This is a genomic window from Lysobacter enzymogenes, assembly GCF_023617245.1.
In the GTDB taxonomy this organism is placed as follows: Bacteria; Pseudomonadota; Gammaproteobacteria; order Xanthomonadales; family Xanthomonadaceae; genus Lysobacter; species Lysobacter yananisis.
Genome location: NZ_CP067396.1, coordinates 5,301,318 through 5,314,589 on the forward strand (window position 1 = coordinate 5,301,318; position 13,272 = coordinate 5,314,589).

The following is a 13,272-nucleotide window of genomic DNA, read 5'->3' on the forward strand; positions in this document are numbered from 1 at the left end:
TACCTTCCATGTGACGAAACATCGTCAGCCGACCTACCCTGTCGGCGCTTTAATGGCACGTACTCTTCGCAGAACCTGAGATGTTGTTGCACGCGACCGGTGGTCGCTGTCATCCTTGGTGTGCAGTCAGTCGTGCCCCCCGTATATATCCTATGCACATAACGGGGTTCGGGCGCAAAGCGGACCACATTCGGTTGCCGGCACGCCAGTGCCAGGCTGGGGACCCGAAGCAGTGCCGACGAGCGGTACACGATTGGGGAACGGGCGGTGAAGGGTTTCGTTTCCATTTCCCGATAGGAATAGGGGTTTTTGCGAGCGTCAGGAGTTTTTGGCCCGGGGGGGCCCAATGCATGGATCGGCAGTTGAATGGGGCACCGCAGGTGCGGTCGGCAACCATTGCCCAGGGGTGGGTGATGTGGTCAATGCTGACTTTTTAAACGATCTAATCGCACTGTCTGCGCGTATCGGCGCGGACCCGTCGCTGGTGCAGGGCGGTGGCGGCAACACCTCGCTCAAGCGTGGCGACGCGCTGTGGGTGAAAGCATCCGGCACCTGGCTTGCGCACGCGCACGAACGCGACATTTTCGTATCGCTGCCGTTGGCGCAGGTGCGCGACGCGTTGCGCCACGACGACGGCGAAACGCGCGTGAACCTGCTGAGCCAAGGGCTGGCGCTGCGTCCGTCGATCGAGACGTCGCTGCATGCGTTGCTGCCGCATGCGTTGGTGGTGCACGTGCACAGCGTCGCCACCATCGCCTGGGCGGTGCGTCGCGATGCGCAAACGCAACTTGCGCAGCGTCTGAACGGACTGAATTGGGCGTGGGTGCCGTATCGCCGTCCCGGTCATCGCCTGACCCAAGTCGTGGCCGGAATACTGAATACGCGCACGCCCGACGTACTGGTGCTCGGCAATCACGGCCTGGTGGTCGGCGCGGCCGATCGCGCCGGCGCCGAAGCCTTGTTGGCCGAGGTCGAGCGCCGTTTGCGTCTTCCCCAACGCGACGCGCCATCGTCGCAGCCGCAGCGACTGGCGCAGGTCAATGATCTGCACTGGGCGCCGGCGCCGCTGGAGTTGGTGCACGCGCTGGCGACCGATGCGCAAGCGCTGCGCATCGCCGCCGGCGGCGTGCTGTATCCGGATCACGCGGTGTTCCTGGGGCCGCGCGCGGCGGTGGTGAACGACGGCGAATGCCTGTCGGCGGCGCTCGCGCGCACCGCCGCCGAATGCGGCGCGGCGCCGTGTTTCGCGCTGGTGCCGGGCGCCGGCGTGCTGACCGCGCCGGACTTGTCCGACGGCGCGCACGCGATGCTGCATTGCCTGGCGCTGGTGGCGCTGCGGCTCGACGGCGAGGCCGCATTGGCCGAGCTCGGCGAGTCCGACGTCGCCGAGCTGATCGATTGGGAAGCCGAGAAGTACCGCCGTTCGCTGATGCGGACACCGAACTGATCCACCGCCGCGTCCAACCCATCGCGAACTGATCCACGGAAGGAATCCATGCAGATCGTAGTTCCCATGTCGGGCTTCGGAGAGCGCTTCAGGCGCGCCGGATACCGCGTGCCCAAGCCGTTGATCGAAGTCGAGGGCAAGCCCATCGTCGCCCACGTGGTCGACATGTTCCCGGGCGAAACCGAGTTCGTGTTCGTCTGCAACCGCGATCACCTGGAAGAACCGTCCTACCGCATGGCCGATCTGCTCGCGCAGTACTGCCCGAGCGGGCGCGTGGTCGCGATCGCGCCGCACAAGCTGGGCCCGGTCAACGCGGTGCTGCAGGCGATCGACTACCTCGATCCGGATGCGCCGACGCTGGTGAACTACTGCGACTTCGCCTGCAGCTGGGACTACGCCGACTTCAAGCGCGCGGTGCTCGAAAGCGGTTGCGACGGCGCGATCCCCTGCTATACCGGCTTCCACCCGCACATGATGGGCTCGACCAACTACGCCTACGTGCGCAGCGAGCGCGGGCGCGTGCTCGACATCCAGGAAAAGAAGCCCTACACCGACCAACCGCGCGGCGAGTACGCCTCCAGCGGCAGCTACTACTTCGCCTCCGGCGCGCTGATGCGCGATGCGTTCGAGCGGACCATGGCGCGGCCGGACCTGGAGTTGGGCGGCGAACGCTACGTCAGCCTGGCCTACAAGCCCTTGCTCGAGGACGGCCGCCGCATCGCGGTGTACGAACTCAACCACTTCATGCAGTGGGGCACGCCGCAGGACCTGGAGGAATACCGCTACTGGTCCGACGCGTTCCGCCGCATCGCCGATCCCGCGCGCGCGCTGCCGCCGCCGGCCCAGCGCGGCGCGGTGATGGTGCCGATGGCCGGGCTGGGTTCGCGCTTCGCCGCCGAGGGCTACGCCGATCCCAAGCCGCTGATCGAAGTCTCCGGCGAGGCGATGGTGGTGCAAGCCGCGCGGGACCTGCCGCAACCGGCGCAACGCGTGTTCGTGCAGCGCCGCGACATCCCCGGGCGCGAGCGCATCGGCGCGGCGCTGAGCGAACGCTTCCCCGGCAGCGCCCAGGTCGATCTGGAGCGGGTCACCGACGGCCAGGCGCGTACCTGCCTGCTCGGCCTGGACGGGATCGATCTCGAACAGCCGCTGACCATCGGCGCCTGCGACAACGGCGCGGTGTTCGACGCCGACGCGCTGGCGCTCGCGCTGGCCGACGATTCGGCCGACGTGCTGGTGTGGACGGCGCGCGGCTATCCCGGCGCGGCACGACGTCCGCAGCACTACGGCTGGGTCGACGAGAACGACGGCGCGGTGCGCGCAGTCTCGGTCAAGCAGCCGCTGGCCGACCCGGCCAACGACCCGATCGTGCTCGGCACCTTCACTTTCCGCCGCGCCGCGGACTTCGTCGCCGCCGCGCAGGCGATGATCGCGCGCGACGGCCGGGTCAACGGCGAGTTCTACGTCGATACCTGCATCAACGACGCGCTGGCGCTGGGCCTGCGCTGCAAGACCTTCGAGGTCTCGCACTATCTTTGCTGGGGCACGCCGGACGACCTGCGCACCTACGAATACTGGCAGTCGTGCTTCCACAAGTGGCCGGCGCATCCGTACCGGCTCGAACGCGATCCGCGCGTGGCCGAACCGGCGCGCGCGGCGCTGGAGCAGCGCTACCGCATGCGCCAACCGGAGCGCGCGACATGGTGAACGCCCTGCCCGCGCCCGCCGCGTCCTCGCGCCTGCGCGGCGAACTCGCGCGTTTCCTGCTGGTCGGCTTCACCGCGGTGGCGATCGACTTCGCGGTCTATCGCGGCCTGTTGTGGCTGGCGCTGGACGTGCATCCGGCCAAGACCGCGGGTTACGTCGCCGGTGCGGCGTTCGGCTACTTCGCCAACCGCGCCTTCACCTTCCGGGTCGGCGCGCGCTGGCACCCGCGGGAACTGCTCGGCTTCCTCGCCGTCTACGCGGTCGCGCTGGCGGCCAACGTGGCGGTGAACGCGCTGGCGCTGGCGGTGCTTGGCCGCGGCGAGATCGCGCTGGCGCTGGCCTTCGTCGCCGCCACCGGGGTATCGGCGGCGATGAATTTCATCGGACTGAAGCTGTTCGTATTCGGCTCCGACGCCGCGCCGGCCGCGGCGCCGCACGCGGGTGCGGCTGCGGGCGACAGCGCCGGCGCGCGCACCACCCTGTCGCTGGTGATTCCTTGCTACAACGAAGCGGCCAACCTGCCGCTGCTGGTGGCGCGCCTGCGCGAGACCTTCCGCGACGAGCGGGTCGAGGCGGTGCTGGTCGACAACGGTTCCAGCGACGACAGCCCGGCGGTGCTGGCGCGCCTGCTCGAAGGCCAGTCGCGCATCCGCAGCGTGCGGGTCGAAGTCAATCGGGGCTACGGCCACGGCATCCTCGCCGGCCTGCGCGCGGCGCGCGGCGAGGTGATCGGCTGGACCCACGCCGACATGCAGACCGACCCGTTCGACGCGCTGCGCGGGCTGCAGCTGTTCGACGCCGACGCCGATCCGCGGCGCCTGTTCGTCAAGGGCCGCCGCCACGGCCGCCCGCTCGGCGACGTCGCCTTCACCGTCGGCATGTCGGCGTTCGAAACGGTGCTGCTGGGCCGGCGCATGTGGGACATCAATGCCCAGCCGACCCTGTTCCCGCGCGCTTTCTTCGAGACCTGGCACGAGCCGCCGCAGGATTTCGCCCTGGACCTGTACGCCTATCACCAGGCGCTGCATCAAGGCCTGCGCGTGCAGCGCTTTCCGGTGCGTTTCGGCGAACGCGCGCACGGCCACTCGCATTGGAACGTGAACTGGCGGGCCAAGCTGCGCTTCATCAAGCGCACCGTCGACTTCAGCCTGCGCCTGCGCCGCGAACTGCGAGGACGCCCGGCATGATCGTGATCCGCCATCGCCGCAACACCCTGGCCGAACTGCAGGCCACGCCCGCGGACCTGGGCATCGAGCTCGACCTGCGCAGCCGCGGCGAGGAGTTGATCATCCACCACGACGCCTTCGCCGACGGCGAGCGCTTCGAGGATTGGCTGACCGGCTTCCGTCATCGAACCTTGATCCTCAACGTCAAGGAAGAAGGCCTGGAGGACCGCCTGATCGCGCTGATGCGCGAACGCGGCATCGAGGACTATTTCTTCCTCGACCAGTCCTTCCCGTTCCTGGTGCGCACCGCCCACCGCGGCGAATCGCGCTGCGCGGTGCGGGTGTCGGAGTTCGAATCCATCGACACCGCGCTGAGCCTGGCCGGGCGCATCCAGTGGGTGTGGGTCGACTGCTTCACCCGCTTCCCGCTCGACGCCGCGCAGGCGCGCCGGCTGCGGGACGCCGGATTCAAGCTGTGCCTGGTCTCGCCCGAGCTGCAGGGCCGCGATGCCGGCAGCGGAATCCCGGCCCTGCGCGCGCTGCTGGCGCGCGAGGGCATCGTCGCCGAAGCGGTGTGCACCAAGGAACCGGAGCTGTGGCGATGAGCGCGGACCGGGTTGGGACCGACAAGATCTGGGCGAACAGGATCTGGCGCGACCCGGTGTTCCGGTTCGGCCTGCTGTTGAAGCTGGCGCTGGCGGTGCTGCTGGCGCCGCAGATCCAGCAGCAGTGGTTCGTGCCGTTCGTCGCCCACGCCGTCGCCCATCCGGCGCTGGACCCGTGGTCGGCGTTCCTCGCCGCCGGCGGCGACCCGATGGCCTATCCCTACGGCCCGGCGATGCTGATCGCGCACCTGCCCGGCACCGCGCTGGGCTTGCTCGCGGCGACGCTGGCGGGGATTCCGGAACTGACCGGCATCGGCTTCCGCCTGGGCCTGCTCGGTTTCGACATCGCCACCTTGTACCTGCTGCTGCGGCTGTGGCCGCAGCGTCCGCGCATGCTGCTGTGGCTGTACTGGTGGTCGCCGATCGCGTTGTACGTGACCTACTGGAACGGCCAGACCGACATCGTGCCGGTGGCGTTGCTGCTGTGGGCGCTGCTGTGCCTGCGCGAATACCGGGTGCAGCGCGGCGGCGTCGCCCTGGGGCTGGCGTTCGCCGCCAAGTTCAGCATGTTGCTGGCGGCGCCGGTGCTGGCGATTTACCTGTGGCGCAACAAGCGCCTGCGCGGGCTGCTGCGGCCGTTCGCACAGGGCTTCGCGATCACCGCGTTGCTGTCGCTGGCGCCGTGGCTGGCCTCGCCGGGCTTCGTGCGCATGGTGTTCGGCACGCCCGAATCGCTGCGCCTGTTCGATCTCGCCCTGCCGCTGGGCCACGACTTGCGCGTCTACCTGACCCCGTTGCTGTACCTGCTGGCGGTCTACGGCCTGTGGCGGCTGCGCCGGATCAGCTTCGAGCTGCTGGTCGCCGCGACCGGGCTGGCGTTCTTCCTGGTGGTGCTGGCTACGCCCGCGCCGCCGGGCTGGTACCTGTGGCTGGTGCCGTTCTTGGTCGCCCATCAGTTGCACAGCGATCGCGGCGCACGGGTGCTGACCGGAGTGTTCTCGGCCCTGTTGATCGCCATGCACCTGGTCTATTCCAGCGGCGCTTCGCTGCCTTGGACCGGACTCGACCCGGCCGCGCGCCTGGCCGAACTCGGCGGCGCGCTGAGCCCGCATCTGCATTCGCTGGCCTACACCCTGATCGTCGCCGCCGGGCTGGTGCTGCTGGTGCAGATGCTGCGCGAGCGGGTCGCGCGCAACGACTACTACCGCATCGCGCAGAAGCCGGTCACGCTCGGCATCGCCGGCGATTCGGGCTCGGGCAAGGACACCCTCAGCCGCGCGCTCGCCGGAATCTTCGGCGAGCACTCGGTGGTGCACGTCTCCGGCGACGACTACCACGTCTGGGACCGCTACGCGCCGATGTGGAAGGGCCTGACCCATCTCAATCCGCGCGCCAACGACCTGCAACGCTTCAACAACGACGTGCTGGCGCTGATGGACGGCAAGCCGATCCTGTGCCGCCACTACGACCACGGCGCCGGCCGCTTCACCGCGCCGACCCGGATCGACAAGAACGACGTGGTGATCGCCTCGGGCCTGCACGCGCTGCACATGCGCGGACTGCGCGAGCGCTTCGACGTGTCGGTGTTCCTCGACCTCGACGAGCGCTTGCGCCGGGCCTGGAAGATCGAGCGCGACGTGCACCAGCGCGGCCACCCGTTGGCCACCGTGCTGGCCTCGATCGAGAAGCGCATGGCCGACTCGCGCCTGCACATCCATCCGCAGCGCGGTCTGGCGCGGCTGGTGCTGCGGCTGGAGCCGGTCAACGCGCGCCAGCTGGAGACCGGCGACGCGCTCGAGCACGTGCGGCTGAAGCTGGTCGCGCTGATCCGCAACGGCACCTCGCACGAACGCCTGGCGCGGATCCTGATCGGCATCTGCGGCCTGCACCTGGACGTGCAGTCCAGCGAGGACGGCAGCGAGGTGGAAATGAGCATCGAGGGGGAAGTCGACGCCGACGACATCGCCATGGCCGCGCACACGCTGGTGCCCGGGCTGGAGGAGATGCTCGACATCCGCCCGCAGTGGGAAGGGGGCATGAGCGGAATCATGCAGTTGCTCGTGCTGATCCAGATCGAAGAATCGTTGAAGAGCCGCATCCGATGACGCTGAGAATCCACAACAACGACAAGGTCCTGCGCGCGCCGCAGGCGATCATTTTCGACACCGACAACACCTTGTACGCCTACGACCGGCCGCACAGCCAGGCGCTGGCGGCGGCCGAACGCAAGGCGGCCAAGCTGCTCGGCGTCGCCGCGGACGAGGTCAGCGGCGCGTTCGCGCGCGCGAGAGAGGACGTCAAGCGCCAGCTCGGCAAGACCGCCAGTTCGCACAGCCGGCTGCTGTACTTCCAGCGCGGCATCGAGATCCTCGGGCGCAAGACCCAGCTGGTGATCACGCTCGACCTGGAGCAGACCTACTGGCGCACCTTCCTCTCGCACTGCGAGCTGTTCCCGGGCGTGCGCGAGTTCCTGCAGGCGCTGCGCAGCAGCGGCATCGGCACGGCGATCATCACCGACCTGACCTCGCAGATCCAGTTCCGCAAGATCATCTACTTCGGCCTGGACGACTGCTTCGACTACGTGGTCACGTCCGAGGAGGCCGGCGCCGACAAGCCGCAGGAAGCGCCGTTCCGGCTCGCCATCGACAAGCTCGGCATCGACCCGGCGCGGATCTGGATGATCGGCGACCATCCGGTCAACGACATCGCCGGCGCGCGCCCGTTCGGGATCAGCACGCTGCTGCGGGTGGACCGCAACCATGAAGGCCGCGACGCCGGCTGCGACGTGGAATTCGACGATTTCACCGAACTGCACCAGTTCTTCTTCTCGGGGAAGGTCGACGGAGTGAGCCAGTTCGCCGGCGCGCACGCGCGCTGAGCGGCGCGCCCATCCAAGCAGGGGGAGAACGCAATGAACCAGGACACCGCCGCGCGCATCGTGCCGCGCAAGGAGCGCGCACCGCGATGAACGCGAATACTGCAACACCGTCCACGAAACTCTCGGCCGAGCGCGCGCTCGCCGCGGCGCTGGCGCTGGGCCTGGTCTGGCCGATGCTGGCCACCGTCGTCGCCGGCGTCGGCCTGGGCGCGCGCGCCGGCGGCCTGCCGTTCGCGCTGTCGCTGGCGTTGGCGGCGTTGCCGCTGGCGCTGCTGTGGCATCCGCTGGCGCGGCGCCTGCCGGCGCAGTGGGACGGCCGCCGCCGCGGCCACGGCCTGGCGTTCGCGCTGCTGGCGCTCGCCGCGCTGCTCGCCATCGCCCGCCTGCTCGGCGTCGCCTTGTACATGGCCGACGCCAGCCAGTCGCAGTTCTCCGCGTTCTGGTTCGATCCGTTCTACATCGGCCACAGCTGCTACTCGGCCTATTGGCAGGCGGCGGAACTGGCGCGCGAGGGCGCGGCCAATCTCTACGACGTGGCGCTGTACACCGGCTCGGTCGATCACTTCAAGCTCGACGAGTTCATGTACCTGCCGCAGTTCGTGCTGCTGCCGGAACTCGGCCTGCTGCTCGGCGGCGACTTCTACAGCCTGCGCGCGGCCTGGTTCGGCGTGGAGGCGGCGATCGTGCTGGCCGGGCTGTGGGCGCTGGCGGCCTACATCGGCCAGGGCGCGGGCCGCCGCGCCTGGCTGCTGATGCCGCTGGTGATGGTGTCCAGCCCGATCGTGGTGACTCTGCAGGTCGGCAATTTCCAGCTCGCCGCGATCTCGCTGTCGGTGCTGGCGATGATCCAGTTCGAACGCGGCCGCAACGTCGCCGGCGGGGCCATGCTCGGCTTCGCGATCTTCAAGCTGTTCCCGGGCCTGCTCGGCATCTACCTGCTGGCGACCAAGCGCTGGCGCGCGGCGATCTGGACCTTCGCGTTCTCGGTCTTCTACAGCCTGGTGGCGCTGGCCTGGTTCGGCAAGGCGCCGTTCGAGGCCTTCCTGCATTACCAGGCGCCGCGCATCGCCAGCGGCGACGCCTGGGCGTTCCTGGAAATCCCCGGGCTGGAGTGGGTCAGCGCGCTCAACCAGTCGGTGCCCGGCGCGGTGCTCAAGGCCAAGGCGCTGGGCCTGGACGGCATGACCCGCGCGGTGATGGGGACGGTGTCGTGGGTGTGGACCGCGTTGGCGATCGCGCTGACGCTGGTCGCGGCCGCGCGCAACGCCTCGATGACGCGGCTGGAACGCGCCGCGGTGTGGGTGGCGGTGCTGGGCCTGGCGACCATGCGCAGCCCGTTCCTGCCCGACCACAGCGGCCTGATCGCGCCGATGTGGCTGTGGAGCCTGATCGCCGCGGCCGCGCTGCCGTCGGCGCGCAACCTGGCCCTGCTGGCGCTGGGCTGGCTGGCGTGCACGGCGGTGATGCCGGTCGGCGGGGTGGAACTGCCGGAACTGCACGCGCGGATCCTGCTGGCCAGCGCGATCCAGGCGGTGGCGCTGGGGCTGTGCGTGTGGGCGGTGCTGCGCAAGCCGCACGCGCTGCGCGCAGGCGCGGGCCACGGCAAGAGTTCTTGGAGCAACGACGATTCGGCAGCCGCCGCGGCCGCCGGAAAGGAATCCTTTTTTCTCAATACGAAGGTGGTTAGCGATGCGGCGTAAATCTCTGTGGTTGGCGATGCTGGGGCTGTTGAGCGCTTCGTTCTGCTCCCACGCTCAAGACGTTCTCGACATTCCGCGCACCGAGCATGCGCCGCGGCTCGAGGACTACATCGGCAAGATCCCCGCCAATGCGGGCGCGGAGGTCAAGGACTTCCGCCAGAACAAACCCGGCGACGGCGTGCCCTCGACCCTGGAGACCCGCGCCTACCTGTCGTACGACGACCACAACCTGTACGTGGTGTTCGTATGCAAGGACGATCCCAAGCAGGTGCGCGCGCGCATCGCCCGCCGCGACGCGGTGTTCGGCGACGACGGCGTGCAGCTGATGCTCGACACCTACCACGACAAGCAGCGCGCGTTCGTGTTCACGGTGAACCCCTACGGCGCGCAGATGGACAGCCGCTACACCGAAGGCCCGGGCTACGACTTCAACTTCGACACCCAGTGGGTCTCCGACGGCCAGATCACCGACGACGGCTACGTCACGATGATGCAGATCCCGTTCAAGAGCCTGCGCTTCGAACGCGGCTCCAAGCAGGACTGGGGCATCGCCGTCAACCGCATCGTCCCGCGCACCAACGAGTTCGTGTACTGGCCCTACATCACCGAGCGCAAGGAGGGCTTCGTCGCCCAGTTCGCCACCGCGCGCATCGACGACGACCTGCGTCCGGGCCGCAACATCCAGGTCATTCCGCACATGACCTACCGCGACGCGCAGACCCTGGGCGTCGACTCGGCCGGCCGCCCGGACATGCGCGGCCACCGCCGCAGCGAGCTCGGCGTGGACGCCAAGTTCGTGATCAAGGATTCGATCGCGGTCGACCTGACCGTCAATCCCGACTTCGGCGAGGTCGAGACCGACGAGCCGCAGGTCATCGTCAACGAGCGCTACGAGCAGAACATCCTGGAGAAGCGACCGTTCTTCCTGGAGAACAGCGGCATCTTCACCTCGCCGGTGTCGATGTTCTACTCGCGCCGCATCGTCAACCCGCAGTACGGCGCGCGCGTGTCCGGCCGGCTCGGCCGCTGGGCCGTCGGCGGCCTGCTGATGGACGACGAGTACGCCGGCGCGACCGTCGGCGGCGACGACGCCGGCAAGACCGGCAAGATCGGCATCGCCCGCGTCCAGCGCGACATCGGCCAGCAGTCCAACCTCGGCGTGTTCCTGTCCGACCGCAGCGTCGGCGACCAGTACAACCGCGTCTTCAGCGTCGATTCGCGCATGAAGCTCAACGACAGCTGGAGCCTCAACGCCCAGGCCGCGCACAGCAACTCCGAGGAAGCCGAAGGCTACAAGCGCGACGGCCGCCTGTTCTTCCTGCAGGCGATCCGCGGCGGCCGCAACTTCAACTTCGACGGCCAGTACTTCGACGCCAGCAAGGACTTCGAGGCCGAACTGGCCTACCTGCCGCGCGTGGACATCCGCCAGCTCTACCAGAAGTCGTCCTACCTCAAGCAGTTCCCCGAGGCGCCGTGGCTGATCAGCATGGGCCCGACCCTGACGGCGCAGTACACCGTCGACCAGGGCAACGACGTGCAGGACTGGAGCGTCGAGCCGGGCTTCGTGGTCAACGGCCTGCTGCAGACCAAGTTCGAAGGCAACCTGATCCGCAACTACGAGACCTTCGCCGGCAAGGACTTCTACATGAGCGGCTTCACCATCGGCGCCAGCACCGAGTGGTGGAGGTGGCTGACCGCCGAAGCGAAGATCACCGTGCGCGACAAGATCAACTACACGCCTGCGGCCGGGCTGGAGCCGTTCATGGGCGACCAGCGCCTGGCGATCATCAAACTGACCATCAGCCCGTTCGCGCAGCTGCGCATCGACCAGTCCTTCATCTGGGACGAACTGCGCACCCAGCATTCGCTGGCCGGCCAGGATTCGGATTCGCGGGTATTCAGCACCACCCAGTCGCGCACCAAGATCAAGTACCAGTTCAGCCGCTTCTGGGCCGCGCACGTGATCTTCGACTACCGCGCGCTGGACTCCAACCAGAACCTGTTCGCGATCCCGCGCGGCAAGAAGCTGGTCACCGACCTGCTGGTGAGCTATTCGCCCAACCCGGGTACCGCGTTCTACCTGGGCTACACCGACCAGCAGGAGAACCTGCGCATCAACGAGAACCCGAACATCGTCGTGCCCACGCGCGGGCTGGACATGCATACGGGCAAGCAGCTTTTCATGAAGTTCAGCTATCTGTTCAACTTCTGACCGCGGCGCGGCCAGAGCAACGTCCACGAAGGCCGGCGCAAGCCGGCCTTCGTCGTATCCGCGGCGCTCGGACCGGGGCCGCCCGTCCCGGCTGCGACGTGCGGAAAAAACCGGAAAGCCAACCCAGTCCACGTTTGCCCGCCGGCGTCGCCCGGGAAGCGTGATCCCGACGGCAGAAGCCGCGCGGCCGGGCCGCTAGCCTGCTGCCACCCCACTCCCGCGGCGCGCAGCGTTATGGTCGATATCCACACGGTATGGCCGTATTTCGCGATCCTGCTGGCCTGCCTGGGGCTGGCCGCGCTGCCCGCGTTCCGCGGCGCCGACGCCGGCGGCGGCAGCGGCCGGCGCACCGACACCCTCGACGGCTTGCGCGGCTTCCTGGCACTGGGCGTGTTCGCGGTGCACGCGGTCGTGCACTACGACTATCTGCTCAGCGGCGTGTGGAAGCCATCGTCCGCGCGCTTCTACAACGTCGCCGCGGTGATCTCGGTGGCGCTGTTCTTCATGCTCACCGGCTTCCTGTTCTGGAACAAGCTGCTCAAGGCCGGCGGCCGGCCCGACTGGAAGGCGCTCTACATCGGCCGCGTGTTCCGGCTGGGGCCCATGTACGTGGCGGTGGTGGCGACGATGATCGCCATCGTCGCCTACCGCACCGGCTTCCAATGGCGGCAGCCGCCGCTGCAGGTGATCGGCCAGGCGCTGGCGTGGCTGGCGCTGGGCATCCTGCCGCCGCCGCCGGCGATCAACGGCTACGCCGACACCGGCACCATCCTCGCTGGCGTCACCTGGACCTTGCTGTTCGAGTGGCTGTTCTATTTCTCGCTGCCGCTGTGGGCGTTGTTCGTGCGGCGCGGACGGCACCTGGCGTTCAGCGCCGGCGTGGTCGCGGCCTGTCTGCTGGTCATCCTCGCCGGCACCTGGAACGGCGGCTTCGTGCCCGGGGTCAAGCCGCGGCCGGCGCTGTTGCTGGCGGTGCTGGCCGAGCTGATCGCGACGCTCGCCACCGGCATGCTGGTCGCCTCGCTGCTGCACGAACGCATCGGCGAACGCGTGCGCCTGCACGAGGCGCGCTGGGGCGCGCTGGCGCTGCTGGCGATCGCGCTGGCGTTCGCGGCGATGCTGGGCGCGCGCGATGTCGGCATGCTGCAGTTGCTGGCGTTCTGCCCGCTGCTGGGCACGTTCCTGTTCGTGCTGTGCTCGGGCAACGACCTGTTCGGCGCGCTGTCGTGGCCGGCTTCGCGCCGGCTCAGCGCGATGAGCTACAGCATCTACCTGGCGCAGGGGCTGGCGCTGGTGGCGGTGTTCGCGATTCCCGGGGTGAAGGCCTACGCGCTCAGCGGCACGCTGCCGTTCTGGATCGTCAACATCGGCTGCGCGCTGGCGCTGTGCGCGGGCTCGCTGCTGAGCTACCGCTGGATCGAAGAGCCCGGCATCCGCGCCGGCAAGCGCCTGACCGAGCGGCTGCGCGCGCGCCGCGCCGCCGTGGCGCCACTGGCGGTGGCCGCGGATTCGTAAACCGGATTCCCGACTGCAGGAGCGGCGCGAGCCGCGACATCG

The 13,272-nt window shown here is 68.8% G+C and carries 9 protein-coding genes; all 9 read left to right on the forward strand.

Annotated features, from left to right (window positions below; all coding sequences use genetic code 11):
- The first annotated feature begins 346 nt into the window (after positions 1-346).
- The 9 genes from JHW41_RS21910 to JHW41_RS21950 all read left to right on the forward strand — a co-directional run bounded on the left by JHW41_RS21910 (position 347) and on the right by JHW41_RS21950 (position 13,230).
- Positions 347-1,447 (forward strand): class II aldolase/adducin family protein, encoded by a 1,101-nt coding sequence (locus tag JHW41_RS21910; RefSeq protein WP_284499508.1) that lies wholly within the window; start codon positions 347-349, stop codon positions 1,445-1,447.
- Between the two features lie 48 nt (positions 1,448-1,495).
- A complete protein-coding gene (locus JHW41_RS21915; protein ID WP_250447108.1) occupies positions 1,496-3,154 on the forward strand; it encodes an NTP transferase domain-containing protein in 1,659 nt (552 codons plus the stop codon).
- Complete coding sequence (locus JHW41_RS21920) at positions 3,148-4,341, forward strand: glycosyltransferase (RefSeq protein ID WP_250447111.1); 1,194 nt, start codon at positions 3,148-3,150, stop codon at positions 4,339-4,341. Before JHW41_RS21915 ends, JHW41_RS21920 begins: the two co-directional genes overlap by 7 nt.
- On the forward strand, positions 4,338-4,925 hold the full coding sequence (locus tag JHW41_RS21925) for a phosphatidylinositol-specific phospholipase C/glycerophosphodiester phosphodiesterase family protein (protein ID WP_250447114.1): 588 nt from the start codon (positions 4,338-4,340) through the stop codon (positions 4,923-4,925). Before JHW41_RS21920 ends, JHW41_RS21925 begins: the two co-directional genes overlap by 4 nt.
- A complete protein-coding gene (locus JHW41_RS21930) occupies positions 4,922-7,030 on the forward strand; it encodes a hypothetical protein (RefSeq protein WP_250447117.1) in 2,109 nt (702 codons plus the stop codon). The genes JHW41_RS21925 and JHW41_RS21930 overlap by 4 nt, the downstream gene beginning before the upstream one ends.
- Positions 7,027-7,803 carry an HAD family hydrolase gene (locus JHW41_RS21935; RefSeq protein WP_078997694.1) on the forward strand — a complete coding sequence of 259 codons (777 nt, stop codon included), beginning with the start codon at positions 7,027-7,029 and terminating at the stop codon, positions 7,801-7,803. The genes JHW41_RS21930 and JHW41_RS21935 overlap by 4 nt, the downstream gene beginning before the upstream one ends.
- A gap of 86 nt (positions 7,804-7,889) precedes the next feature.
- On the forward strand, positions 7,890-9,503 hold the full coding sequence (locus JHW41_RS21940) for a glycosyltransferase family 87 protein (RefSeq protein ID WP_250447120.1): 1,614 nt from the start codon (positions 7,890-7,892) through the stop codon (positions 9,501-9,503).
- Positions 9,493-11,715 carry a carbohydrate binding family 9 domain-containing protein gene (locus JHW41_RS21945; RefSeq protein WP_138884609.1) on the forward strand — a complete coding sequence of 741 codons (2,223 nt, stop codon included), beginning with the start codon at positions 9,493-9,495 and terminating at the stop codon, positions 11,713-11,715. The genes JHW41_RS21940 and JHW41_RS21945 overlap by 11 nt, the downstream gene beginning before the upstream one ends.
- Before the next feature lie 234 nt (positions 11,716-11,949).
- Entirely contained in the window at positions 11,950-13,230 is a 1,281-nt protein-coding gene (locus JHW41_RS21950) for an acyltransferase family protein (RefSeq protein WP_250447123.1), read from the forward strand.
- Positions 13,231-13,272: the final 42 nt, after the last annotated feature.